Here is a 25,299-nt window from a genome sequence, read left to right as displayed (position 1 = left end):
GCTCCCGTGGCTAGTCATAGCGGGCCTCCGCACGCCAATCGGTGCCGTCGAGCACGAGCAGCCAGGCGGTGCCGTCGGCGTCGACCACCTGGAACCGCTGAACGGTGCGGGCCAGAGCGGCATCCCACCAGCGTTCGCGCACCGGCCACGGCCCGGCCCAGGCATTCACCTCGCGAGCGTCGCGGGCGGATGCGGTGGGGGAGAACCGGGCGAGGGGCGCGGTGACCGAGCCCCGCGCATCCACCGCCACCGGTCGGCCGCTTTCATCGAGCACGGCCACGGTGAGCGGTGCCTCGAACACGGTCGCCGGCGCCGGCGCCGGCAGGCTCCCGGGCCAGGGCTGTTCCGCTCGGGCGGCGCCGACGGCCCGATCGCCCCAGGGCACGAGCACCCGCCGTTCGGCCGGTGCTCGGCCGCCGCCGATCGTCGCGGTGACGACCGCATCGTGCCCGAGCATGCTCTGCACGCGGGAGAGGCCGTGGTGGATGCGCTCATCCGCGCCGCCGCCCCAGAGCCCGTCTTCATGGTGACCGATGTCGTCGACGGCCTCGGGGGCGACGAGCACCCGCACGACGGGGGAGCCGAGACCGCTGTCGATCGCACCGCTGCCCTGCAGCTGCCAGCGCACTCTGTCTACCACGTCGCCGGCGGAGAACAGCCGCGGGTGCAGCCAGGTGCGTTCGCCCGTCTTCCCTCGTTCGTCGGTGACCTCGATGCGCACCGAGGTGCACACCAGTCCCGCCTTGGTGAGCCCGGCGATGAAGGTCTCGGCGGTGGCACGGAAGGCGAACGTGACCTGGTCCACCCTGTCGAGCGGCGGCTCGAACTCGATCGCCCGGTCGAGCTGTTTCGGCGGCGTGCGCGGCACGACGGCGGTGTCGTCGAGCCCGCTCGCCAGCGTGTGACAACGCTCTCCGAGCGCGCCGAACCGGTGACGCACATCTGTGCGGTCGAGTGCGGCGAGATCGCCGAGCCGGTGGATGCCCAACCGCAGGAACAGCGGCGTCAGCTCCTCCTGCCCGAGCGTCGCCACCGGCAACGGCGACAGGAAGGCGGGGGAGTCGCCCGCCGGGATCACGCGCACGCGCTCGGCCCCGGTGCGGCGGGCAGCCTGCTCGGCGGCGAACGGCCCGTCGGCGATACCGATACGCGCGTCCGGGATGCCGAGACCCTCCAGACAGCGCAGCAGCTCGGTGGCGGCCCTCTCTTCCCCGCCGTAGTAGCGGGCCGGCCCCCGTGCTCGCAGCACGACGGTTCCGGGACGGACCGGCTGCGTTCCCGGAGCGATCTCTTCGATGGCGGCGAGCACCGGCTCGAAGGCCCGCGCATCTTGCACCGGGTCGTAGGGGAGCACCAGCACCTGGGTGCATCGGGACTGGGCCTCCCGGATGCGCAGCCCCCGTCTCACCCCGTCGGCCCTGGCCGCCGCCGAGCAGGCGAAGACGAGGCCGCCCTCCACGAGCACCACCGGTGCGTCGTCGGGAAGCTCCCGTGCCCGGATCGCGGCGGTCACCGGCCAGTCCGGGCACCACAGCACCATCGCCCTCGTCACCCGCACTCAGCCCACCGCCTCCAGAGCGGGGCGCTCACGGCCGGCGTGTTGCGCGCGGCCGGCACCATCGGTGTCGGCGGCGCGGAAGGTCTCGCGGAGATCGGGCAACCACAGCTCGGCCCGACGCGGCGAGCCGGATCCGCCGCGGGCGGCGGACTCCACGGTGACGCGGCGGGAGGAGAGAGCGCCGACGCCGGCGCCCAGACCGTCCCAGCCGCTGTGGGCGACGGTGAGGGTCGCCTCCACCTGCGGCCAGTCGCCGACGACGATGAGGGTGCTCTCGCGCTGCCGCAGTCGGGCGGTGAGCCGGGCCACGTCGGCATCGCGCGCCGCGGTCGACGGGACGACGACCACCACGCTCAGCACATCCACGATCGCGGCCGTCACCGTGAGCCAGTGCTCGCCGGGGTGTGGGACCAGCACGAGCCGTTCCAGGTCGATACCGAATCGCCCGGCGGCCTCGGCCCCGAAGTCGGGCATCCCGACGACCCCGCACCAGGCTCCGGCACCGGAAGGGCCCGCCAGCATCGCCATGACGAGTGTCGTCGACCCGCGCACCGAGTAGGCGGCGCCGGCTTTCAGCGAGCCGCCCGGCAGCAGTGAGGCGAGAGCCGGATGCGTCTCCAGCCCGCGGCTCTCGAGTTTGGTCGCCTGCATCTGCCGGATGCGCGACTGCAGCTCGTGCACCTGCGCCCGGTCGGGTGCCGGGGAGGCGAGGGCGGCGACGGTCGTGAACACCCTTCAAGTTTCGAACATATGTTCGACGATAGCAAATGCTTTTCGGCTGAGGCGGCACCCGATCCGGCTATGCCGCATCTGGCTGGGAATGCCCTGGGAAATCCCCGTCGCGGCCCCCAGGGCGACGAAAAGGGGCCGGACCTCGCGGTCCGACCCCTTCACGAGTTCTTGACTAGAGCGGGCGAATGTTCTCCGCCTGCAGGCCCTTCGGACCCTGAGTCACCTCGAACTCGACCTTCTGGTTCTCCTCCAGCGAGCGGTAGCCGCCCGTGGTGATCGCCGAGTAGTGAGCGAAGACGTCAGCGCCGCCATCGTCGGGGGCGATGAAGCCGAATCCCTTTTCAGCGTTGAACCATTTGACCGTACCTGTTGCCATGTCTCCTCCAGGAGCGTAATTGCGACTCCGAACGTCGGAGCCTCGCTGCGTGTTGTAAGCCTGCTCCTGAAAAGGTGGCAACGCTCCGGGTTCGGGACGTACCGCTCCAACACATGCAAAACACGCGGCGTAGCACCAGCCTACCGGCAGAGAACGGAAAGTCCACCCATTCCGGGGCTCAAGACTCGGTGACGAAGTCGATGAGGTGCTCGACGCGCCCGAGGAGCTCCGGCTCCAGATCGCCGAATCCGCGCACGGAACCGAGGATCTTCTTCCAGGCTCTCGCCACATCGGCCTGGCTTTCGTGCGGGAGCCCGAGGGCGTCGCAGATCCCGTGCTTCCACTCGATCGAGCGCGGGATGTCCGGCCAGGCGACCAGGCCCACCCGCTCGGGTCTCACCGCCTGCCAGATGTCGATGAATGGATGCCCGACCACGAGGACGTGGTCGCCGAACGGCCCCCGCGCCACCGTCTGGGCTATCCGGCTCTCCTTGGAGCCCGGGACGAGATGGTCGACCAGAACGCCGATCCGCCGATCGCGGTCGGGGGCGAACTCCCGCACGATCGCATCCAGATCGTCCACGCCTTCGAGGTATTCGACGACGACGCCCTCCACCCGCAGATCGTCGCCCCAGACGCGTTCGACCAGCTCGGCGTCGTGCCGGCCCTCCACGAAGATGCGGCTGGCCCGCGCCACACGGGCTTTCTGGCCGGTCACAGCGAAGGAGCCGGATGCGGTGCGCGCCCGGGTGCCGTCGTCGGACTTCTTCGGGTAGACCAGGGTCACCGGCTCGCCGTCGATCAGGAACCCGCCGCCGAGCGGGAACACCCGCTTCTTGCCGAAATAATCCTCGAGTTCCACGGTCTGGGCCTCCAGGCGCGTCACCGCTCCGCAGAACCCGGTGGCCGCGTCTTCGACCACGAGGTCGCGGACGACGGGAACCGTCGGAACGGGTTTGCGGCCGGCGTTCTTCCAATCGCCGGCCAGGACATCGGATCCGTAGGGGTCGTAGCTCACCCGGTGAGAGTAGTTTGCCGTGGGCGCGTGCCGGGGGAGGCACGCCCTCAGTCGAAGATCCTCACCAGCTGCCAGCTGTGCCGTTCGTCATCGTGCCGCACGTCGAAGACGCGGGCGACGCCCCGATCGTCGGTGGCCTGAAAGCGCCAGCCGCCGATCTCGCGGGGATGGTACCGATGCTGTAACGATGTTCGCCGAAGGGGCGCCACCAGGCGCACACCTCCGCCCATACGGTCGGCGTATCGGTCACCCGGTAGCGCGTCGTGCGCCAGACGAGTCGCGTCGGTATCCCGTCGTCGGTGGTCCAGACGGCGACGGCCTCGTGGATCTCCGTCATGTGTCTTCCCTCGCATCCGTGAATCGAACATATGTTCGATTCACGATTGTAGAACCTTCGCCGCCGATCCGCTCCCTGGCATACTGACGACATGACGGATTTCTCGGATCCCTCCAGCGCGTCGCTGCGTCTCAGCCACGATGAGCGCGAGCGGGCTGTCGCCGCGCTGCAGACCCACGCGGCCGATGGCAGGCTGACTGACGCCGAACTGCAGACACGGGTTCAGGCTGCCCGGGCGTCCGTCACCCGGGGCGATCTCGCCCCGTTGTTCGTCGATCTCCCCGGCAGGGTCGATCTCGATCCCGTCGGAGGCCCGCACCAGACGGCCGCCTCGGCCGGTGCCCGGGCGGGCGGGGCCGACTCCGCCCCTCTCGACGAGCACAGACCGCCGCCGCACCACTATGGCCGCTGGGGCCTCGCCGTCGTGTCGATCGTGCCGTTCATCTCCCTCATCCTCTTCTTCGCGACGAGCGCGATCTGGGGGTACGGCTACAGCTGGCTCTGGTTCCTTCTGGTGCCGATCACCGGCGCTTTCGTCTACGGCACCGATGGCGACCGGTATCGCCGCTGATGTCCGGGCTCGCCGCTGATGTCCGGGCTCGCCGCTGACGTCCGGTCTGCGCGCGATCGGTCGCGACCGATCGCGGCGGGCGGCAGGCGTCAGCCGAGCGTCGTGCCGAACAGCAGGCCGAGCAGGTAAGTCGCGGCGGCGGCGCCGAACCCGATGCCGAGCTGGCGCAGTGCGCGCCTGAGGGGCGGGCCCCCGAGAGCAGACCGACGATGGCTCCGGTGCCGAGCAGAACGAGGCCGACCAGAGTCGCGGCCACAATGACCGCCGCCGTCCCCTGGAGCCCGAACAGGTAGGGCAGAACCGGGATGAGTGCACCGGAGGCGAAGAAGCAGAAGCTCGAGATGGCGGCGTTCCAGCCTTTCCCGACGGCTTCGTGCTCATCCACCGCATCCGCCTGCGGCTCATCGGGATCGTTGGCGAGCCCGCCGAGGACGTCGTGCGCGTGCGCCTGTGCCTCGTCAGCGGTCATCCCACGGGCCCGGTAGACGAGGGCGAGTTCGTTCGCATCCACATCCAGATGCGGGATGACAGTGCGGGTCTCAGGATTCGGCGTGGAGGCTTCGAGCAGTTCGCGTTGGGAACGGACGGAGACATACTCCCCGGCCCCCATCGACAGGGCACCCGCCAGAAGCCCCGAGACGCCGGTCAGAAGGACGACGTGGTTCGGGACCCCGCTCGCGCTGATCCCGAGGACGAGCGCGAGGTTGCTCACCAGGCCGTCGTTCGCGCCGAAGACCGCCGCGCGGAACGTGCCGGAGAGACGCTGCCGGCCGCGGGCGGCCAACGCCCGGACGACCTCTTCGTGGATCTGTTCGTCCGCCGCCATCTGCGGCGTCGCGTCCGCGTCGGTCGCGTACGGCGATCGTGCCTCGGCGCGCTGTGCGAGCGCGAGGACGAACACGGAGCCGAACCGCCTGGCCAGGAACCCGAGGATGCGGGTGCGGATGTCGCCGCGGAGCGGGCGGCCGACGTGCTCTCCGAGCAATGTGAGCCAGTGCTGCTCGTGGCGCCCCTCCGCCTCTGCGAGAGCGAGCAGGATCTCCTGCTCCTCACCGGTGCGTCGCCCGGCCAGGTCGCGGTAGACGGCCGCCTCGGCGCGTTCGTCCGCGAGGTACCGTCGCCAGCGCCGGATGTCGGCCGGGCTCGGCGTGCGTGGGGCAGTGTCGAGTGTCATATCCGAGACGAAAGTCTAAGGGATGCCTTCTTCTCTGCCGCCCGGGATGCAGAAAACCCCGGTCGTGAGACCGGGGTTCTCTGTTCTGTGTCCGAGGGGGGACTTGAACCCCCACGCCCTATACGGGCACTAGCACCTCAAGCTAGCGCGTCTGCCATTTCCGCCACCCGGACAGGTGTTTCGGCCGCCGATCGAACCGGCCGCCGAAGAAAGACATTAGCACGAAAACGGAACCCGATTTCACACCGGACGCTCCCCGGGCGCGCCCGGTGGTGTCGCGTTGGCGTCCGCGGGAGGCGCCGGTAGCGTTGGAGGCATGACGGATGCGCAGAACGACAGCGGGCTCGACGAGACGGCGGTGATCGCACGCGATCTGATCCGCTTCGACACCACCAATTTCGGTGAGGGGAAGTCGAACGGCGAGACGGATGCCGCCGAATACGTCGAGGCGCGGCTGAAGGCCATCGGTCTCGAGCCGCAGCTGTTCGACTCCGACCCGGGTCGCACCAGTGTCGTCGCTCGTGTCCCCGGCCGCGACGGCGACAAGCCGGCGCTCGTGGTGCACGGCCATCTGGACGTCGTCCCGGCCGACCCCCGCGCATGGTCGGTCGACCCGTTCGGCGGCGTGATCAAAGACGGCCTGCTCTGGGGGCGCGGGGCTGTCGACATGAAGAACATGGACGCGATGATCCTGACCGCGGTGGGCGACATCCTCTCGGCCGGGAATCAGCCCGAGCGCGACCTCGTCGTGGCCTTCTTCGCCGACGAGGAAGACGGCGGCCGTCGTGGTTCGCACTTCCTCGTCGACACCCACCCCGAGCTGTTCGCCGGCGCCACCGAGGCGATCAGCGAGGTCGGCGGGTACTCGATCGAGCTGGGCGGAAAGCGCGCTTACCTGATGCAGACGGGCGAGAAGTCCCTGGTGTGGATCAAACTCGTGGCACGCGGCCCGGCTGCGCACGGTTCGCGGCTGATCCGGGACAACGCGATCACCCGTCTCGCTGAGGCGGTCGTGGCGATCGGTCGGCAGGAGTGGCCGATCCAGCTCACCGACACCACCACCCAGTTGCTGGCCGAGCTCTCGCGCATCCTGAACGTCGATCCCGAGCAGGTCGGTCCGGACGAGATCGTGCTGCGAACGGGAACGGCGGCCGGGTTCATCCTGGCCACCCTGCGTGCGACGACGAACCCGACACTGTTGAACGCCGGCTACAAGCACAATGTCATCCCGGACACCGCCGAAGCCCTGATCGACATCCGCACACTGCCCGGTGACGAGGATCGCGTCCTCGGCCTCGTGCAGGAGTTGGTGGGCGACGACATCGAGATCCAGATCATGCACCGGGATGTGGGACTCGAGGCGAGCTTCGACGGACCGCTGATCGACGCGATCGTCGGAACTCTCGCCGAACACGATCCCGGCGCGCCGGTGCTCCCTTATCTGCTCTCGGGGGGCACGGACAACAAGGCGCTGAGTCGGCTCGGCATCACCGGCTACGGCTTCGCTCCGCTGAGGCTGCCCGCCGGGCTGGACTTCCCCGGCATGTTCCACGGGGTCGATGAGCGTGTTCCCCTCGACGCGCTAGTGTTTGGTCGGACCGTGCTGCGCGACCTTCTGCTCGGCTACTGAGTCCAGCAACCCCGTCCACTCCGCCAGCGAAAGCGACGCATGGATTTCTTCAACGCCATCATCCTCGGCCTCGTGCAAGGGCTCACCGAGTTCCTTCCCGTCTCGTCGAGCGCGCACATCCGCATCGTCGGCGAACTCCTCGGCACAGGAGCCGACCCGGGTGCGCGGTTCACCGCCATCATCCAGCTCGGCACCGAGGCCGCCGTGCTCCTGTATTTCTGGAAGGACATCGTCCGCATCATCGGGCGCTGGTTCCGCTCGCTATTCGGTAAGGTTCCGCGCAACGACCCCGACGCGAAGATGGGGTGGCTCGTCATCATCGGCAGCGTCCCGATCGTGGTGCTCGGCGTGCTCTTCCAGGACAGGATCGAGACCACCTTCCGGTCGTTGTGGATCGTGGCGGTGACGTTGATCGTCTTCGGCATCCTGCTCGGGATCGCCGACTACGTCGGCAGCAAGACCCGGCGCCTGCGGGAGCTGACCTGGGGGCACGGCATCATCTTCGGCTTCGCCCAGGCGCTCGCGCTCATCCCGGGCGTCTCCCGGTCAGGCGGAACGATCACGGCCGGGCTGTTCATGGGCTACCAGCGCCGGGCGGCCGCGCGGTACTCGTTCCTCCTCGCTCTCCCCGCTGTGTTCGGCAGCGGGTTCTACCAGCTCTACAAGGCCGTGAAAGAGCCCTGCACGCAGGCACTGGCGGCGGCGAACACCTGCACGATCGAGGTCTTCGGGCCGGGGGAGACCGTCGTCGCGACGATCGTGGCGTTCCTCGTCGGGCTCGTCGTGATCGCGTTCTTCATGGGGTACATCTCGCGCCGCAGCTTCCTGCCGTTCGTGATCTACCGCGTGGTGCTCGGCGTCGTGCTCATCGTGCTGCTCTCGACGGGCGTGCTCGCCGCGTAACCGCCGGCGGCAGCTCAGCGCCGGTCGATCATCGCGCTCCGGTCGTCAGCTTCGCCAGGGCTCATCTGGGCGCCCGCCCGCCTGACCGTCACGGCCGTCGCCGCGCCGCCGCAGGTAACGTTCGAACTCCTGGGCGATCGCCTCGCCGCTGGCCTCGGGGGAGTCGACGGTATCGCGGGCCTGCTCCAGCTGCTGGATGTAGGAGGCCATCTCCTCGTCGTCGGAGGCGAGCGCGTCGATGCCTGCCTCCCAGGCGGCCGCCTCGTCGACGAGGTCACCGCGAGGGATCGTCACATCGACGAGCTCCTCGAGCTTGTCGATCAGCGCCAGCATGGCCTTCGGGCTCGGCGCATTGTGCACGTAGTGCGGCACCGACGCCCAGATCGTCACGGTGGGGATGCCCACGGTCTCGGCCCCCTCGGCGATCGCGCTGAGGATGCCGACCGGGCCTTCATAGGTGGAGCGCTCGATCGACAGTTCGGTTCGCACGGCGCTGTTCTCGCTCGACGCGAAGATCGAGATCGGGCGCGTGTGGGGCACATCGGCGAGCATGGCGCCGAGGAACACGATCGCGCCGATGTCGGCTGCCAGGGCCGCGTCGAGGATCTCCGCCGTGAAGCTCTTCCAGCTGCGGGAGGGCTCGGTGCCGAGAAGGAGGTAGATGTTACCGACGTTGTCGCCGCTCACACGAAGATTGGCGTCATCGGCGAGCGCGTGCGCCGGGTCGCCCGGGCGGGCCGGACCGTACATCACCGCGGAGGGCCAGATGAGATGACGGTGCCCGTCGTCGTCGGTGATCGTCGGACGGTTGAACTGGAAGTCGAAGTACAGCTCGGGGTCGACTTCGGCGATCGGCACGACGTCGAGAACGTCCTGCAGCGTGCGGACGGCGCCGCTCGCGGCCTCGCCCGCGTCGTTCCAGCCTTCGAACGCCACGACCAGGATGCGGCCTCCGAGAAAGTTGGTGCCCTGCGTCACAGTGGATGAACCTCGTTCTCTTCCGGCGACCGATCGGACGCCATCCATCCAGGATAGGCCCGCCCGTCCCCGGTAGGCTTGTCGCCCGTGACCTCTCTGACTCCACCCCCGCTGCCGGCCGCTGTTCTCTGGGACATGGACGGCACCCTCGTCGACACCGAACCGTATTGGATGGAGTCCGAGGTGGAGCTCGTGCACTCCTTCGGCGGCGAGTGGTCCCACGACGACGGCCTGCTGCTGGTGGGCCAGGGCCTCTGGAACTCGGCAGCGATCCTGCGTTCGCGCGGCGTCGAGCTGGATCCGGATGAGATCGTGCAGTGGCTGACGAACCGCGTGCAGGAGCGGCTGGATGCCGACGGGGTCCCTTGGCGTCCCGGTGCGCGGGAGCTGCTGCGTGCCCTGCGGGAGCGCGGCATCCGCACGGCGCTGGTCACCATGTCGGTACGCCGCATGGCCGAGCAGATCGTGGCGCAGATCCCGTTCGACGCTTTCGACGTGATCGTCAGCGGAGACGAGGTGACCGAGCCGAAGCCGCATCCGGAACCGTACCTGCGGGCTGCAGGCCTTCTCGGCATCGACGTGTCGAGTGCCGTCGCCATCGAGGATTCGCTCGTCGGACTCGCTTCGGCCGTCGCCTCGGGCGCGGTCGCGCTCGGCGTGCCGCACATCGTTCCGCTGCCCGAGAGCGACGAGCACACCCTGTGGCCGTCACTGGAGGGCAAGACGGTCGATGACATCGTGGCCCTCGCCGGCGGCCGGGCGGCCGTGCGATGAGCGCCGGCGAGTTCCCGCAGAGCAGCGGACCGTTCCGTGCCGGCGACCGGGTGCAGCTGACCGGTCCCAAAGGCAAGATGAACACCATCACGCTCGAGCCGGGCAAGGTGTTCCACACCCACCGCGGCATCCTGGAGCACGATGCCATCATCGGCCTGCCGGACGCATCCGTCGTCACCAATAACGTCGGCGTGGAGCATCTCGCCCTGCGTCCGCTGCTGAACGACTTCGTCATGTCGATGCCGCGCGGCGCGGCCATCATCTACCCGAAGGATGCGGCGCAGATTCTGGCGCTGGCCGACATCTTCCCCGGTGCCAGCGTGATCGAAGCCGGTGTCGGGTCCGGGGCTCTCTCGCTCTGGCTGCTGCGCGCCATCGGGCCGTCGGGCACCCTCCGATCCTTCGAACGTCGCGACGAGTTCGCAGAGGTGGCCCGATCGAACGCGGCGACCTTCCTCGGTCGCGACCCCGAGAACTGGACCGTCACCGTCGGCGATCTGCAGGATGAGCTGCCGCTGGCGGTCGACGACGAGAGCGTCGACCGGGTCGTGCTCGACATGCTCGCGCCGTGGGAATGCCTCGACGTCGTCACCTCCTCCCTCAAACCCGGCGGTGTCGTGCTGTGCTACGTCGCGACCGTCACGCAGCTCTCCCGCGTCGCCGAGGCCATCCGCGCCTCAGGCGAATACACGCACCCGCAGTCGAGCGAGACGATGGTGCGCGGTTGGCACGTCGAAGGCCTCGCCGTGCGCCCCGACCACCGGATGATCGCCCACACGGGGTTCCTGATCACCGCACGCCGGCTGGCACCCGGAACGATTCTGCCGGAGCTCAAGCGCCGACCGTCCAAGAGCGACTACAGCGACGAAGACGTCGAGGCGTGGACCCCCGGCGCGCTCGGCGAACGCCAGTCCAGCCCGAAGAGCCTGCGCAAGCGCGTGCGAGCGGCCGCGACGAGCGCAGAGCTGTCGAAGGCGCGCGCGACGGATGCAGCGTCAGACCAGGACCAAACGATCAACTAGCATGGGAGGCCGGAGGGCGCGTCCCTCCGACTCCCACCGATTGCACCGAAAGAGGACTCGTGCGCAGAGCAACCGCACTCGTCGTGGCCGCCGGCCTGCTGGCCGTCACACTCACGGGATGTTCGTCGAACCCCAACGCCAACTGTGACACGGCGTTGAAGCCGGGAAGCGCATCTGATCTCGTGAAGGTCAGCGGCAAGCTCGGCGAGAAGCCGAAGGTCAGCTTCCCGACGCCGATCAAGACCACGAAGTCCGAGCGCAGCACGGTCATCCAGGGCGACGGCGCCATGGTGCAGAAGAACCAGCTCGTGGAGATCGAGTACTCGGTGTTCGACGGGAACACCGGCGCGACCCTGCAGGCGAGCTCCTACGCCAAAGACAGTGCGCAGCTGGTCCCGGTGGGCACCATCAACATTCCGGCATTCAACACGGCACTGCAGTGCACGAGCGTCGGTTCGCGCATCGCGGTCGCGATCGCCCCGAAGGACAGCGGCTCCGACGCCTCCGCCGGCACGGCGATCGCCGTGATCGACGTCGTCAAGGCGTACCTGGCGAAGGCCGACGGAACACCCCAGCCCTCGGTGTCCGGTTTCCCGACCGTCGTCCTCGCGCCGACCGGTCAGCCCGGCATCACGATCCCCGGTGGATCGGCGCCGACCTCCGTCACGTCGGAGACGCTCAAAGCCGGTTCGGGTGCGACAGTGAAGAAGGACAGCTCGGTCGTCGTGCAGTACACAGCCGTCGGCTGGGAGAACAAGAACGTCGTCGTCAGCACGTGGCAGAACGGTTCGCCCGACCTGGTGGTCGTCGACACCGGTCAGAGCGCGACCGCCCAGGGCAATGTGCTGCCACAGGACATGACGAGGGCCCTCGTCGGCCAGAAGGTCGGCTCGCAGATCGCCGTGCTCACGCCGGCCTCCAAAGACGGAAGCTTCCCCGCCTCGGCGTGGGTCGTCGACATCCTGGGCATCCGCTAGCCGATTAGGATGGAGGGGTGCCTCCGTCGTCGACTTCGCCCTCCCGCGTGCCCGTGGAGGAGCGACTTTTCAGCCTCGTGCTCGCGTTGCTCGCGACCGAGACCGGATTGACCAAGAACGAGATCCTCTCCACGGTTCAGGGGTACCGTCAGCGGTTTTCGCTGCGCGGAGACAACAGCAGCCTCGAGCGGCAGTTCGAGCGCGACAAAGACGACATCCGCGAACTCGGCGTGCCGCTCGAGACCGTCGAGGCGCCGGGGGATTCGGGCAATAACCAATTGCTGCGCTATCGCATACCCAAGGGGGCATACGATCTGCCGGCCGATGTGGTGTTCGCGCCGGAAGAGATCACCCTGCTCGGCCTGGCCGCGACGGTGTGGCGAGAGGGTTCCCTCTCGTCCGAGTCTCGTCGGGCGCTGATGAAGCTGCGTTCGCTCGGGGTGGAGGCGGACGACCCGATCGTCGGGTATGCGCCGCGTCTGCGCGCCCGCGAGAGCGCATTCGACCCGCTGAACCTCGCGCTGGAACGCAAGGTCATCGTCCAGTTCCCCTATCTGAAGCCGGGGGAGCGCGCGTCGCGCGTTCGCACCGTCGCCCCGCTGGCGCTCGTGCAGCACCAGGGGCGCTGGCATCTGCAGGGCATCGACCAAGACGCGAACGGCTCGCGCACCTTCCTGCTGTCGCGCATGGTCGGCGCGGTCAAGGTGACCGCTCGTGGATTCGAGGCCGAGGGCACCGACTTCGCGGCGAAGGCGCTGGCCGAACTCGAACGCATCTGGGCGGGCAACGTGGCCGAGATCGAGGTGACCGCGGGCACCGACGCGGCGACACGTCTCGGGAAGCGCTACGGCGATGCGGTTCCCCCGCGCCGGGACGGGGAATCGTTCCGGCTCACCGTGAACTACTCGGATGCGAACATCCTGGCCGATCAACTGGCGAGTTTCGGTCCGGAGGTGCTCGTGCTCGCGCCCGAGACGATCCGCGAGGCGGTGCGTGAGCGTCTGGTCGCGACCTTCCGCGCCCACGACGACGGCACGATCGATCAGGGGGTGCAGCACGATGGCTGAGCGCCGCAAACCGATGCAGGCCCAGGACAAGCTCGCTTTCCTGCTCGCGCTCGTGCCCTACCTGATGGACAGGGATCGGGTCAGCGTCGCCGAGGCGGCGGCACATTTCGGGGTCGAGCGAGGCCAGCTGCGAGACGCAATTCGGCTGATCGCCGTTTCGGGCATCCCCGGCGAGACGAATCAGTATCAACCGGGTGATCTGTTCGACATCGCCTGGGACGATTTCGAAGAGAACGACCAGATCGTCCTCACCCATCAGGTGGCCATCGACGACTCGCCGCGCTTCTCCGCGCGCGAGGCGGCGGCGCTGATCGCCGGTCTGCAGTATCTTTCGGCCCTGCCCGAGAACGCCGACCGGGATGTGATCGGCTCCCTCATGGCCAAGCTCGCCCGCGGTGCCTCCGCGGCCCCGAGCCAGGTGGCGGTCGCCGGATCGGAGACAGACGACACGCTTGCGGTCATCCGGGATGCCGTCGCCGCAGGCACACAGCTGGAGTTCGACTATCTGAACTCGCGTGGGGAAAGCGAACGGCGTCGCGTCGATCCGTTGCGCATCGAGTCGATCGACCAGGATTGGTATTTGCGAGGGTGGTGCCATCTGCGCACCGCGATCCGCACCTTCCGGCTCGATCGCATCGACGACCTGACGGCCACGGAAGACCCCATCACATACCGGCCCGGAGACGTGACCCTGCCGGAGACGCTATTCGAGCCGACACCGGACGACCTTCTCGTGCAGATCGAGGTGTCGGCCGCGGCCGTGCCGCTCATCGTGGACTACATCCCCGAAGGCGCCACGCGTGTCGAGAGCAACGGGCTCGTGCGCACGAGCGTGCGGGTGGCGCATTACCACGGCCTGAAACGGCTGGTGTCCGGGCTCTCCGGCGTTCTCACCGTTCTCGATCCGCCGGAGGCTCGCCGCGTCGTCGCCGACTGGGCGCGGGCCGGCGCCGAACGGTACCGGTAGGCTTCCGCCCATGCCCTGGTGGTCGTGGATCGTCATCTGGGGAACGCTGATCCTGGCCTTCCTCGGGATGCTCGTGTTCTTCGCCGTGCACCTCTTCCGCAAGCTCATGGCCGCCGGTCGAGAGGTGGGGGCCCTCGCGGAGAAGGCCGAGGTTCTCTCCCGGCGGGCGGACGAGCTCCGGGATCCGCCCTTCCATTCCGCCGTCTTCGACGACGCGTCCCGTCTCTCGGCGGAGCGGGACCAAGCCAGGGCGGATCGCCGATTCGCGCGACAATCTCGCAGCGATGCGCGGGTGCGACGAGGTAAGCTGTTGGTCAATGCGGATCCGACACCGTTTTCGCACCTGACCAAAAGGACTTGATCTCATGCTCGGTGGCCTCACCGGATGGCACTTGCTCATCATCCTCGCAGTGATCTTGCTGCTCTTCGGAGCGCCGAAGCTTCCCGGGCTCGCCAAGAGCATCGGCCAGTCGATGCGGATCTTCAAGGGCGAGGTCAACGCGATGAAGAAAGACGACGAGAAGCCGGAAGACCCCACGCTGAAGGCCGATGGCGTGTCCGCTCCCTCGTCTGAATCGCCCACGAAACCGTAGGTCGTGGCCTCAACCAAGCGAGGCAAGAACCACGAAGGACGAATGACGCTCGGCGAACATTTCGTCGAACTTCGCAAACGCCTCTTCCGTTCTGCCCTGGGACTGCTTGCCGGTGCCGTCGTCGGCTGGTTCGTCTCTGACTACCTTCTCGACGCGCTGCGTTCTCCGATCACCGAGATCGCCAAGCAGCAGGGCCGTATGGCGCAACTCAACTACGACAGCATCACCGGCGCTTTCGACCTGAAGATGCAGATCGCGGTCACGGTCGGTGTCGTGCTGTCGAGCCCCATCTGGCTCTATCAGATCTGGGCGTTCTTCGTGCCCGCGCTGAGCCGCAAGGAGCTCCGGTACGGGTTCGGCTTTTTCTTCACCGCGGTTCCGCTGTTCCTCGCCGGAGCGTACGTCGGATGGCTCCTTGTTCCGCACATCGTCACCCTTCTCACCAGTTTCGCACCGGGGGCGGATTCGTCGATCATCTCGGCGAAGACCTATTTCGACTTCGTCCTGAAACTGACGCTCGCCGTCGGGGTTGCGTTCGTCCTTCCCGTGTTCCTCGTGCTGCTGAACTTCGTGGGGGTGCTCAGCGCGCGGTCGATCATCAAGTCGTGGCGCTGGGCGTTCATCCTGATCGCACTGTTCACCGCGATCGCGACGCCCGCGGCCGATGTGCTCTCGATGTTCCTGCTCGCGATCCCGATGATTCTGCTGTATCTGGCGGCGTACGGTGTCGCCTGGCTGCACGATCGCCGCGTGGCGAAGTCTGCGGTGCGCCTGGAGGCGGAGCTCGCGACATAGGCTGGTCCCGTGACCGATCAGCTGTCCCCGGCCGAGCGCTACGCGGCCTCCCGTTCGCGCGTTCGCCAACCCCTTCTCGACGCTTTTCGGGGTGGCCTCCGGTTCGAGCTCGATCCGTTCCAGCTCGAGGCGTGCAGCAGTCTCGAGAACGGTCGGAGCGTGCTCGTCGCCGCGCCGACGGGGGCGGGAAAGACCATCGTCGCCGAGTTCGCGGTGTTCCTGGCGATGCGGGAGCCGAACGCGAAGGTGTTCTACACCGCGCCGATGAAGGCGCTCAGCAACCAGAAGTTCCAGGAGCTCGTCGCCGAGTACGGTGCCGACTCGGTGGGGCTGCTCACCGGTGACACCAATGTGAACTCCCGCGCACGCATCGTGGTCATGACCACCGAAGTGCTGCGCAACATGCTCTACGCGAATTCCGATCTGCTGACCGATCTCGCCTACGTGGTCATGGACGAAGTGCACTACCTCGCCGATCGGTTCCGCGGCGCGGTCTGGGAAGAGGTGATCATCCATCTTCCTCAGGCGGTGCGCATGGTGTCGCTCAGCGCGACGGTCTCGAACGCCGAGGAGTTCGGCGACTGGTTGCAGGCCGTGCGCGGCGACACGGATGTCGTGGTCTCGGAGGAGCGCCCGGTGCCGCTGGAGCAGCACATCCTGATGCGGTCGAAGCTGATCGACCTCTTCGACTCATCGGGGCTCGCCGCGACGAATCGCGTGAATCCGGAGCTCGTGCAGCTGGCCCGCTATGGCGGGAGGGTATCGGGTTCCCGCCAGCGGAACGAGGTCGGCCGCTACCATTCCCGCGGCGGGCGGACGGAGTCGTTCCGCATGGATCGCGCCGAAGTGGTGCGGATGCTCGGGGAACGCAACCTGCTTCCGGCGATCTTTTTCATCTTCAGCCGCAACGGCTGCGATCAGGCGGTGCGCCAGACGCTCCGTTCCGGGGTCCGGCTCACCGAGGCGCACGAGCGTGACGAGATCCGCGAGATCGTGGAGGATCGGTGCCGCACCCTGCTCGACGAAGATCTGGCGGTTCTCGGCTACTGGGAATGGTTGGAGGGGCTCGAACGCGGGGTGGCGGCGCACCACGCCGGCTTGCTGCCCGCCTTCAAAGAGGTGGTGGAGGAGCTTTTCCGCCGCAAGCTCGTGAAGGTCGTGTTCGCGACCGAGACACTCGCCCTGGGCATCAACATGCCCGCGCGCACGGTCGTGCTCGAGAAGCTCGAGAAATTCAACGGCGAATCCCGGGTGCCGATCACCCCGGGGGAGTACACGCAGCTCACCGGGCGCGCCGGGCGACGCGGGATCGATGTCGAGGGGCATTCGGTCATCCAGTGGCAGGACGGGCTCGACCCGCAGTCGGTGGCCTCGCTCGCGTCGCGCCGGAGCTACCCGCTCAACTCCAGTTTCCGCCCGACGTACAACATGGCGGTCAATCTCATCGACCAATTCGGCCGGTTGCGCACACGCGAGATCCTCGAGTCGTCATTCGCCCAATTCCAGGCCGATCGTGCCGTCGTGGACCTCGCGCGCAAGGTTCGGCAGCAGGAGGAGTCGCTCGCCGGCTACGAGAAGGCGATGACCTGCCACCTGGGCGACTTCCGCGAGTATTCGGGCATCCGGCGGGAGCTGAGTGATCTGGAGCGCAAGGGCGCGCGGATGGAGAACGCTTCGCGCTCCGATCGCGACCGTCGGCAACGTCAGCTCGTCGCGTTGCGCAAGCGCATGAAGGAGCATCCGTGCCATCGCTGTCCCGACCGGGAGCAGCACGCGCGCTGGGCGGAACGCTGGTGGAAGCTGAAGCGGGAGACGGATGCGCTCAGCTCACAGATCCGGTCGCGCACCGGAGCCGTCGCCAAGGTGTTCGACCGGGTCTCCGACGTGCTGATCGACCTGGGCTATCTCGCCGTCGAGGGCGGCATCACCGAATTGACCGTGCACGGCCGCACCCTCAAGCGCATCTATGGTGAGCGCGACCTTCTCGTGGCCGAGTGCCTGCGCCGCAACCTCTGGAATCAGCTCGACGCGCCGAGCCTTGCGGCGATGGCCTGCGCCCTCGTGTTCGAGCCTCGGCGTGACGAAGGGCTCGCCAGCGAACGGATGCTTCCTCGGGGCGGGTTCCGGCCGGCGTTCGAGAATACCGTCGAGATCTGGAGCAGACTCGACGATCTGGAGCGCGGTCACCATCTGGCCGGAAGTGAGCCGCCGTCGACGACGCTGTCGCTCGCGATGCACGCCTGGGCGAAGGGGTCGGGGCTGGACATCGTGCTCTCGGAGGCCGATATGGCGGCTGGTGACTTCGTGCGCTGGACGAAGCAGACGATCGATTTGCTCGATCAGCTCTCGCTGGTGGCGCAAGGTCCTGTCGGGCGCACCGCTCGGCAGGCGCTGGAGTCGATCCGTCGCGGCATCGTGGCGTACTCATCCGTTGCCTGAGATCGGCGCGGTCGACGCCTATCCGCGTGCTCTAGGCTCTGACTCCGTGACTGCTTTCCCTCGCGCGCCGCTCCCTCTCTGGTTCGCGCTCCTCGTGGCCGCGGGATCGGGGCCGGTGCTCGATGCGGCCTTCCCCGACCGGGATTGGTGGCCTCTCGCGTTCGTGGGCATCGCCATGGTGCTGCTCGCCCTGCGCGGGCGCCGTGCCGGCAGCGCCTTTCTGGTCGCGTTCGTCGCGGGAGAGTCGTTCTACCTGTTCCACATCGCGTGGACGTCGCTCTACCTCGGCCCCGTGCCGTGGGTGGCGCTGTCGACCTTGGAAGCGCTGTTCGTGGGGCTGGGCGGACTCCTCATCGCGCTGGCCTATCGCTGGGTCCCCCGAGCATGGCCGACGACCACAGGGCGGGTCGGGTTGCTGCCTGTCATCGTCGCAGGGCTGTGGGTGCTGCGGGAGTATGTGACGGGGAATTGGCCGTACGGAGGATTCTCCTGGGGCCGTGTGGCCGAATCGCAATCCGAGAGCCCGTTAGCGCCCTTGGCGGCGTGGCTGGGCATCTCGGGCCTCAGCTTCGTGATGGTCTGGCTCGTCGTCGTGCTGCTCGAGCTCTGCTTCGCCGTCGACCTCGAGCGGGTCTGGCGCGGCGCTCTCGCCATCGGCGCCGTCGCGCTGGTGCTGGCGGTCCCGGCCTGGCCGACGCCGACCCACGGAACGACGCGCATCGCCGCCGTGCAGGGCAACGGGCCGGCGGGCTACTTCGACAATGCCCCGCCGAATGCGGTGCTCAACACTCAGATCGCCGAGACGCAGACCATCGAGGACCAGAAGGTCGACATGGTCGTCTGGCCCGAGGGCGCCGCACAGCCGGACCCGACGCGGGACCCCGACACGGCGGCCATCCTGAACGCGCTCAGCCGCCGAATGGACGCGCCGTTCATCGTGGGGACGATCACCTACCGCGACGGCAAGTACTACAACACCTCCTTGCTCTGGAAGCAGGGGGAGGGCGCGGTCGACTACTACGACAAACGGCATCCCGTACCCTTCGGCGAATACGTGCCGGATCGCGCGTTCTGGCGCCCCTTCGCCCCCTCGCTCATCGACCTCATCGGTCGCGACTACACGCCCGGAACTCGTGACAACGTCTTCGACGTCAACGGGGTGCGGGCCGGGATCTCGATCTGCTTCGACATCGTCGACGACCAGCTGCTCACAGACATGATGCAAGGCGGCGCCCAGGTCATCCTCGCCCAGACGAACAACGCGGACTTCGGCGAGACGGACGAGAACCAGCAACAGTTGGCCATCGCGCGGCTGAGGGCGATCGAGTCCGGGCGCTCGCTGGTGAACATCTCGACCGTCGGCAGCAGCCAGATCATCGGGCCGAGCGGTGAGACCATTGACAGCATCCCGCCGTTCCGGCCGGGGGCGATGGTGGCGGATGTTCCACTCGGCACCACCACGACGCCCGCCACGCTCCTCAGCAGAGGTATCGAGTACCTGGTAGCGGGGCTGGGCCTGTTCGGGCTCCTGGTGGCCTTCAGCGCCCGCAGGCGGCCTCGCGCGCCCGTCTCGGCGCTCCGCCGCTTCCGCTGAGAGACCTGCTGCTCCGTGTCGGTCACCGGCTCGGTGTCGGTGGCGGAACGGAAAGAAGGCCGCCTGCACCAGGTGCGAACGGCCTTCTTGAGTCGTGCTGCGGCGCTCAGGCGCCGATCTTGTGCTCGCCGCCACGGCGCGCACGCAGGTAGGTGAGACGCTCCTCCAGGAGCTCTTCCAGTTCCGCCCGGGTGCGCCGCTCGAGCAGCATGTCCCAGTGGCTGCGGGGAACCTTCACGTCGGAACGGTCGACCTCGACAGGCTCGTTGCCGACCAGCAGGGTGGCCTCGTGGCCACAGTGCTTGCACTCCCACGTCTCGGGGGCTTCAGCGTCGGCCGAGAACACCATCTCGGTCTCCTGGCCGCAATCCGGGCACAGGTAGTTATAACGGGAACGCGGGGAGTACACGACGCCTTCTTCGCTCTGTAAGCTTTGGGCGCCAAGCCTCATTCCGCGCAAACTGCGATCTGCCATTGTGTGGTCTCCTCTTCGCGCGATGCTTCCCATTTATAAACCAACAAGCTGGGGATTCTCTTTCCGTCGCCGCGATACTCCCAGAGGCCTCTCAGGGTCGAATTCTCGATTCGACCAGCGCTTTCAGCGTGTCGCAGCGGTCGGTGACGAGGCCGTCGACACCGAGATCGAGCAGACGTGTCATTGTTGCAGGATCGTTCACCGTCCACACGTGGACCTCCACTCCCGCCGCGTGAAGGACGTCGATCGTTCGGCCGGTCACGAGACGCACGAACGTGGCTCGTTCAGGCACCTGGACCGCCACAAGACCTCGCAGGGAGCGGCGCACGAGCGGCGTGAGGCCCGCCTTCGCGGCGAGCAATGCGGGGAGGAAGCGCGACACCGAGGCGGAGCTCGCCACACCGGGGAGCGCCTCCACCGCGGCGCGACGCCGTCGCTCATCGAACGAGGTGATCAGCACCCGATCGGTCGCGCGCGTGGCGAGGATGGCCTGCGCGGCCGGCTCAGCGGCCCGCGCATCCTTGATATCGATGTTGAACCGCGCCTCGGGGAAGGCGTCGAGAGCATCAGCAAGCGAGCAGAACGACTGATCGGCGCCGAGGTCGAGCCGACGTAGCTCGGCCATCGTCAGCTGGTCGACACGCACCGATCGGCCCACGGCACTTTGGAGGTCGGCGTCGTGGCTGATGACGGCGACACCGTCGGCGGTGGCGTGCACATCCGTCTCGAGATGGGTCGCACCTGCCGCGAGCGCGCGCAGAAACGCGAGGAGCGTGTTCTCCGGGGCCTCGGTGGCGAGGCCCCGGTGGGCGATGATGCGGGGGAGTGGACCGGAGAGGAAGGTCACGCCGTTCCGGGGGCGTCGCCGCCCGCCGGCGGCACGGACGGGGGAGCCGTCGGGGGCGTCGCCGTCGAGGCGGCAGCTGCAGCCGCGCGCGTCGCCGCATGCACGGCGTCGGAGCCCTTCTCGGTGAACGCCTTGCCGATGCCCTGCAGTGCCTGAGTGAGCTCGCTCGGGATGATCCACATCTTGTTGGCGGCGCCCTCGGCGAGTTTCGGCAGCGTCTGGAGATACTGGTAGGCGAGCAGGAGGTTGTCCGGGTTTCCCTCGTGGATCGCGCCGAACACGGTGGTGATGGCCTTCGCCTCACCCTCGGCCCGCAGCACGGCCGCCTTCGCGTCACCCTCCGCCTTGAGGATGGCGGCCTGCCGCATGCCCTCGGCGTTCAGGATCTCGGACTGCTTGGTGCCCTCGGCGGTGAGGATGACGGCGCGACGGTCACGTTCGGCGCGCATCTGCTTCTCCATCGAGTCCTGGATGGAGACGGGCGGGTCGATCGCCTTCAGCTCGACGCGCGACACTCGGATGCCCCACTTGCCGGTGGCCTCGTCGAGCACGATTCGCAGCTGGCCGTTGATCTCGTCGCGGCTCGTGAGCGCCTCTTCGAGATTCAGGCCGCCGACGACGTTACGGAGGGTCGTCGTGGTCAGCTGCTCGACGGCGCCGAGGTAGTTGGCGATCTCGTAGGTCGCGGCCCGCGCATCCGTCACCTGGAAATAGACGACCGTGTCAATCGAGACGACGAGGTTGTCTTCGGTGATCACCGGCTGCGGGGGAAAGGAGACGACCTGCTCGCGCATGTCGAGGAGCGGGCGCACCCGGTCGACGAACGGAACGACGATGTTGAGGCCTGGCATCAGGGTCTTGTGGTAGCGACCGAGCCGCTCGACGACGCCCGCGGTGGCCTGCGGAATGATGCGGATGGCCCGGAACAGGGTGACGAGGACGAAGATCGCGATGATCGCGATGATGACGAACACCACGATCTGCACAACCAATTGGGTCGCGTTGCTCATGATGCGCTCCTTTCTGTGAAGTCGTCGGCGCCGGCGATCACCGGGGCGGGCGTGACGACGGCCGTCGCCCCCTCGATCGCGACGACGATGACGTGTTCGCCCGGTACGAGCTCGGCCGCAGCCGAGGGTGCGCCGGGGGCGAGCCGGGAGGTCCACGTCTCGCCGACGGCGAGCTTGACCTGGCCGGACGTGCGCGAGACCGTCGATACGACGGTGCCGGACATGCCGATGAGGGCGGCGACGTTGCTTTTGGCCGGGTCGCCGCCACGTTTCAGCAGGTGCAGCAGCGGTGGCCGGATCGTGAAGATCAACAGCACGGAGAGTACGGCGGCGATGATCAGCTGCAGCCACCATGGGGCGCCGAACAGGCCGGAGATCAATCCCCCCACGCTGCCGACGGCGATCATCAGGAACACGAAATCGAGGGTCAGCATCTCAACGATGATGAACACCAGGATGAGGACGAGCCAGACGATCCAGGCAAAAGTTTCGAATTCCATCGTCCACTCCCTTCACTGGTTCTTTCAAGGTAGCAGGTGGGAGGCTCCCAGCACGGAACCCACTTGGTAGTCTCAGGGACGACAATCCGACTCGCCCCGGCGAGCGTTCATCAGTTGTAGGAGTCTTCGTGTCCAACCCTCTCGCCCTTCACTCGCTCGCCGGAAAGCGGGCCCTGATCACGGGCTCGTCCCGCGGAATCGGTGCCGACACCGCGCAGTACCTCGCCGAGGCGGGGGCGAGCGTGGTGATCAACTACCGCAACAAGGAAGCGCGGGCGGTCAAGCTGGCAGACAGCATCCGGGCGGCCGGCGGCACGGCGATCACCGTCGGAGCCGACATGACGGATCCGGCTTCGGTGGCGCAGCTCGTCGCCGCCGTCGAAACGGAGTGGGGCGGTCTCGACCTGCTCGTCCTCAATGCGTCCGGCGGCATGGAGTCCGGCATGGCCGAGGACTACGCGATGCAGCTCAACCGCGACGCTCAGGTAGACATGCTGACCGCCGCGCTCCCCCTGCTGGCTCCGGGCTCGCGCGTCGTCTTCGTGACGAGCCACCAGGCGCACTTCATCAAGACGACCGAGACGATGCCGGAGTACGAAGCGGTGGCTCTCAGCAAGCGGGCCGGCGAAGATGCGCTGCGCGCGCTCATCCCGACCCTCACCGAGAAGGGCGTCGAGTTCGTCGTCGTCTCCGGCGACATGATCGAGGGCACGATCACCGCTACCCTGCTGAACCGGCTCAACCCGGGCGCGATCGACGCGCGCAAGGAGGCCGCCGGCAAGCTCTACAACGTGAGCGAGTTCGCGGCCGAGATCGCTCTGGCGACGGTGGAGCCGATCCCGGCCGATCACACCCGTCTGGTCGGTGACATCTCCAGTTTCGTGCCGACGGACGAAGGACGCTGATGAAGGCGGCCGACCTCGACCTGCTGACCAGCGTGTCGGCGCCGACGGTGCATCCCGGCGGCGGCCGTGCCGTCGTCTCGGTGACGCGACCGGATCTGGCCGCCGACGCCACCGTCGGACAGCTCTGGACCGTACCGCTGACCGGGCACGCGGCGCCCAAGCGTTTCACGCGGGGCTTCCGGGACAGCGCTCCGCAGTTCTCGCCGGACGGCCGCCTTCTCGCCTTTCTGCGCTCGGCGCCCAAAGCGGCTCCCCAGCTCTACGTCGTGGATGCGACGGGCGGCGAGCCCGTTCAAGCCACCGATCGCAAGCTGGGTGTCTCCGAGTTCGCCTGGGCGCCAGACGGCCGCACGATCGCATTCGTGAGCCGGGAGCCCGAGGCGGGGCGCTATGGCACGGTCGAAGGGCTGGATGCGGCATCCGAGCCGGCGAGACGTATCACGACGCTGAAATATCAGGCGAACGGCCTCGGGTACACGATCGACCGACGCGCCCACGTCTTCCTGGTCGCGGTTCCGGATGTGTGGGGAGAGCCGGCCGCACCGGCCGCACCCAGCGCCGAGGGTGCGGCAGCGGTCGAGCCTTTCATCGCCGAGCCTCGGCAGCTGACCGCGGGGGAGTGGGACGACATCGGAATCGCCTTCTCGCCGGACGGAGCGACGCTCTCGTTCATCTCGGCCCGGCATGCGACACGCGATGACGACCTGCGCTCCAGCGTCTTCGTCGTCCCTGTCGACGGCAGCGCGGAACCGCGGGATGTGACAGGGGCGCACGGCGATTGGTCGGTCGTGGCCGTCGGGTACGGCCGGAACGGGGTGCTCTACTTCTCTGCCCACGAGGTCGGTGCGGCCGGAACCGATTTCGTCGCCCGCAACGCGGCACTCTTCGCGATCGGCGCAGACGGCGGCGCCCCGCGGCGCCTCACCGACCCAGAGACGATGGATCTCGCAGAGTCGGACATCGTCGCGTATGAGGACGACTCGGTGCTGGTGCGCGACCGCCGACGCGGCGCTCTCGTGCTGACCGCGGTCACGGCGGCGGGCTCGCAGCGCGAGCTGACAGACGAGACGACCGTCGTGACCGGCGTCGCGGTGGCCGGCGAGACGGTCGTCGTGTCGATGGCGGACGCTTCGACGAATGGCGATGTCGCGGTCGTCGAAGCCGGCCGACTGCGTCGGGTCACCGACTTCTCCAGCCCGCTGCGAACGCGCGGAATCATCGAACCGCGGGAGTTGACGGTGGCCGGGCGCGACGGGTACCCGATCCACGGCTGGGTCGTCGCGCCGGCCGGCGAAGGACCGCATCCGGTGCTCCTCGTCATCCATGGTGGACCGTTCGCGGCGTTCACCGGGAGCCTCTTCGACGAAGCGCAGGTCTACGCCGCGGCCGGGTATGCCGTCGTCCTGTGCAACCCTCGCGGATCGGCCGGGTACGGGCAGGAGCACGGCCGGGTCATCCGTCAAGCGATGGGAACGGTCGACCTCACGGATGTGCTGGACTTCCTGGATGGGGCGATCGCATCGGAGCCGGGCCTCGACGGAGAGCGCCTCGGCATCATGGGTGGGTCGTACGGGGGATACCTCACGGCCTGGACGATCGCGCACGACCACCGATTCGTCGCTGCGATCGTGGAGCGCGGCTTCCTCGACCCGGTGACGTTCGATGGCACGAGCGATATCGGCAGCTTCTTCGGCCAGGAGTACACCGGCACCGACCCGGAGTTGATCCGTTCGCAGAGCCCACAGGCCGTCGTGCACCAGGTGACGACCCCGACCCTGGTGTTGCATTCGGCCAGTGACCTGCGGTGCCCGTTGAGCCAAGCGGAACGCTATTTCGCCGCGCTCAAGCGGGGCGGTGTCGAGACCGAGCTGCTGGTGTTCCCCGGCGAGGACCACGAACTCAGCCGCGCGGGCCGCCCGCGCCACCGGCAGCAGCGGTTCGACGCGATCCTCGACTGGTGGGCGAAACACCTGCCGAGCGAGGCCAACGCCGGTTGATCGTTCTTGCGCGTTCCGGTGGCCGGTGGAGGGTACTTCACACGCTCGTGATCCAGCCTG

25 protein-coding genes, 1 tRNA gene and 1 pseudogene are annotated in these 25,299 nt (G+C 68.0%); 15 read left to right on the top strand and 12 right to left on the bottom strand.

Annotation, left to right across the window (positions count from 1 at the left end; all coding sequences use genetic code 11):
- Nucleotides 1–10 precede the first annotated feature (10 nt).
- From K5L49_RS03065 to K5L49_RS03045, 5 genes are all read right to left on the bottom strand, one after another.
- Nucleotides 11–1,540, bottom strand: a complete 1,530-nt coding sequence (locus K5L49_RS03065; RefSeq protein WP_223695227.1) for a DNA polymerase Y family protein — start codon at nt 1,538–1,540, stop codon at nt 11–13.
- Nucleotides 1,541–1,558: 18 nt separating this feature from the next.
- On the bottom strand, nt 1,559–2,290 hold the full coding sequence (locus tag K5L49_RS03060; RefSeq protein ID WP_223690548.1) for a hypothetical protein: 732 nt from the start codon (nt 2,288–2,290) through the stop codon (nt 1,559–1,561).
- 172 nt (nt 2,291–2,462) lie between these two features.
- Nucleotides 2,463–2,666, bottom strand: a complete 204-nt coding sequence (locus K5L49_RS03055) for a cold-shock protein (RefSeq protein WP_223690547.1) — start codon at nt 2,664–2,666, stop codon at nt 2,463–2,465.
- A 178-nt stretch (nt 2,667–2,844) separates the two neighbouring features.
- Nucleotides 2,845–3,684, bottom strand: a complete 840-nt coding sequence (locus tag K5L49_RS03050; RefSeq protein WP_223690546.1) for a DUF3097 domain-containing protein — start codon at nt 3,682–3,684, stop codon at nt 2,845–2,847.
- Between the two features lie 61 nt (nt 3,685–3,745).
- A complete protein-coding gene (locus tag K5L49_RS03045; protein WP_223690545.1) occupies nt 3,746–4,021 on the bottom strand; it encodes a DUF6504 family protein in 276 nt (91 codons plus the stop codon).
- 91 nt (nt 4,022–4,112) lie between these two features.
- Here K5L49_RS03045 and K5L49_RS03040 point away from each other — a divergent pair, with 91 nt between their 5' ends.
- Nucleotides 4,113–4,592 (top strand): DUF1707 SHOCT-like domain-containing protein, encoded by a 480-nt coding sequence (locus K5L49_RS03040; RefSeq protein WP_223690544.1) that lies wholly within the window; start codon nt 4,113–4,115, stop codon nt 4,590–4,592.
- Between the two features lie 89 nt (nt 4,593–4,681).
- Here the strand turns inward: K5L49_RS03040 and K5L49_RS03035 are convergent.
- Nucleotides 4,682–5,766: pseudogene (locus tag K5L49_RS03035) on the bottom strand (VIT1/CCC1 transporter family protein).
- 88 nt (nt 5,767–5,854) lie between these two features.
- Nucleotides 5,855–5,939 (bottom strand) — tRNA-Leu (locus K5L49_RS03030).
- A 143-nt stretch (nt 5,940–6,082) separates the two neighbouring features.
- Between K5L49_RS03030 and K5L49_RS03025 the strand changes: the two genes are divergently transcribed.
- Nucleotides 6,083–7,396 (top strand): M20/M25/M40 family metallo-hydrolase, encoded by a 1,314-nt coding sequence (locus K5L49_RS03025; protein WP_223690543.1) that lies wholly within the window; start codon nt 6,083–6,085, stop codon nt 7,394–7,396.
- A gap of 39 nt (nt 7,397–7,435) precedes the next feature.
- Complete coding sequence (locus K5L49_RS03020) at nt 7,436–8,299, top strand: undecaprenyl-diphosphate phosphatase (protein ID WP_223690542.1); 864 nt, start codon at nt 7,436–7,438, stop codon at nt 8,297–8,299.
- 45 nt (nt 8,300–8,344) lie between these two features.
- Here K5L49_RS03020 and K5L49_RS03015 read toward each other — a convergent pair whose 3' ends face one another.
- On the bottom strand, nt 8,345–9,277 hold the full coding sequence (locus K5L49_RS03015) for a proteasome assembly chaperone family protein (RefSeq protein ID WP_223690541.1): 933 nt from the start codon (nt 9,275–9,277) through the stop codon (nt 8,345–8,347).
- An 87-nt stretch (nt 9,278–9,364) separates the two neighbouring features.
- Between K5L49_RS03015 and K5L49_RS03010 the strand changes: the two genes are divergently transcribed.
- From K5L49_RS03010 to lnt, 10 genes are read left to right on the top strand one after another with little or no spacing between them, the layout of a single operon-like run.
- Nucleotides 9,365–10,051 carry an HAD family hydrolase gene (locus K5L49_RS03010; RefSeq protein ID WP_308116506.1) on the top strand — a complete coding sequence of 229 codons (687 nt, stop codon included), beginning with the start codon at nt 9,365–9,367 and terminating at the stop codon, nt 10,049–10,051.
- Complete coding sequence (locus K5L49_RS03005) at nt 10,048–11,073, top strand: tRNA (adenine-N1)-methyltransferase (protein WP_223690540.1); 1,026 nt, start codon at nt 10,048–10,050, stop codon at nt 11,071–11,073. The genes K5L49_RS03010 and K5L49_RS03005 overlap by 4 nt, the downstream gene beginning before the upstream one ends.
- Nucleotides 11,074–11,132: 59 nt before the next feature.
- Nucleotides 11,133–12,050, top strand: a complete 918-nt coding sequence (locus K5L49_RS03000) for an FKBP-type peptidyl-prolyl cis-trans isomerase (protein WP_223690539.1) — start codon at nt 11,133–11,135, stop codon at nt 12,048–12,050.
- 17 nt (nt 12,051–12,067) lie between these two features.
- Entirely contained in the window at nt 12,068–13,117 is a 1,050-nt protein-coding gene (locus K5L49_RS02995; RefSeq protein WP_223690538.1) for a helix-turn-helix transcriptional regulator, read from the top strand.
- Nucleotides 13,110–14,084 (top strand): helix-turn-helix transcriptional regulator, encoded by a 975-nt coding sequence (locus K5L49_RS02990; protein ID WP_223690537.1) that lies wholly within the window; start codon nt 13,110–13,112, stop codon nt 14,082–14,084. The genes K5L49_RS02995 and K5L49_RS02990 overlap by 8 nt, the downstream gene beginning before the upstream one ends.
- A gap of 10 nt (nt 14,085–14,094) precedes the next feature.
- Complete coding sequence (locus K5L49_RS02985) at nt 14,095–14,445, top strand: hypothetical protein (protein ID WP_223690536.1); 351 nt, start codon at nt 14,095–14,097, stop codon at nt 14,443–14,445.
- A gap of 4 nt (nt 14,446–14,449) precedes the next feature.
- The gene (tatA, locus tag K5L49_RS02980; protein ID WP_223690535.1) at nt 14,450–14,677 is read left to right on the top strand and encodes a Sec-independent protein translocase subunit TatA; all 228 of its coding nucleotides are present in this window, start codon (nt 14,450–14,452) and stop codon (nt 14,675–14,677) included.
- Between the two features lie 42 nt (nt 14,678–14,719).
- Nucleotides 14,720–15,472, top strand: coding sequence for a twin-arginine translocase subunit TatC (tatC, locus tag K5L49_RS02975; protein ID WP_223690534.1), 753 nt, complete (start codon nt 14,720–14,722; stop codon nt 15,470–15,472).
- Nucleotides 15,473–15,481: 9 nt separating this feature from the next.
- Entirely contained in the window at nt 15,482–17,911 is a 2,430-nt protein-coding gene (locus K5L49_RS02970) for a DEAD/DEAH box helicase (protein ID WP_223690533.1), read from the top strand.
- 46 nt (nt 17,912–17,957) lie between these two features.
- Nucleotides 17,958–19,505, top strand: coding sequence for an apolipoprotein N-acyltransferase (gene lnt, locus K5L49_RS02965; protein WP_223690532.1), 1,548 nt, complete (start codon nt 17,958–17,960; stop codon nt 19,503–19,505).
- A 106-nt stretch (nt 19,506–19,611) separates the two neighbouring features.
- Here the strand turns inward: lnt and K5L49_RS02960 are convergent, their stop codons facing one another.
- From K5L49_RS02960 to K5L49_RS02945, 4 genes are all read right to left on the bottom strand, one after another.
- On the bottom strand, nt 19,612–19,980 hold the full coding sequence (locus K5L49_RS02960; protein ID WP_223690531.1) for an RNA polymerase-binding protein RbpA: 369 nt from the start codon (nt 19,978–19,980) through the stop codon (nt 19,612–19,614).
- Nucleotides 19,981–20,071: 91 nt separating this feature from the next.
- The gene (locus K5L49_RS02955) at nt 20,072–20,827 is read right to left on the bottom strand and encodes a glycerophosphodiester phosphodiesterase family protein (RefSeq protein ID WP_223690530.1); all 756 of its coding nucleotides are present in this window, start codon (nt 20,825–20,827) and stop codon (nt 20,072–20,074) included.
- On the bottom strand, nt 20,824–21,837 hold the full coding sequence (locus tag K5L49_RS02950; protein WP_223690529.1) for an SPFH domain-containing protein: 1,014 nt from the start codon (nt 21,835–21,837) through the stop codon (nt 20,824–20,826). Before K5L49_RS02950 ends, K5L49_RS02955 begins: the two co-directional genes overlap by 4 nt.
- A complete protein-coding gene (locus K5L49_RS02945) occupies nt 21,834–22,337 on the bottom strand; it encodes an NfeD family protein (protein WP_223690528.1) in 504 nt (167 codons plus the stop codon). Before K5L49_RS02945 ends, K5L49_RS02950 begins: the two co-directional genes overlap by 4 nt.
- Nucleotides 22,338–22,465: 128 nt before the next feature.
- On the opposite strand from K5L49_RS02945, the gene K5L49_RS02940 reads away from it, so the two are divergent.
- The gene (locus tag K5L49_RS02940; RefSeq protein WP_223690527.1) at nt 22,466–23,242 is read left to right on the top strand and encodes an SDR family oxidoreductase; all 777 of its coding nucleotides are present in this window, start codon (nt 22,466–22,468) and stop codon (nt 23,240–23,242) included.
- A complete protein-coding gene (locus tag K5L49_RS02935; protein WP_223690526.1) occupies nt 23,242–25,239 on the top strand; it encodes a S9 family peptidase in 1,998 nt (665 codons plus the stop codon). The genes K5L49_RS02940 and K5L49_RS02935 overlap by 1 nt, the downstream gene beginning before the upstream one ends.
- Nucleotides 25,240–25,299: the final 60 nt, after the last annotated feature.

It is taken from the genome of Leifsonia poae, assembly GCF_020009625.1.
Lineage (GTDB): Bacteria > Actinomycetota > Actinomycetes > Actinomycetales > Microbacteriaceae > Leifsonia > Leifsonia poae_A.
Note: the sequence above shows the minus strand (reverse complement) of the source record. Positions and strands in the feature narration are given on the sequence as shown.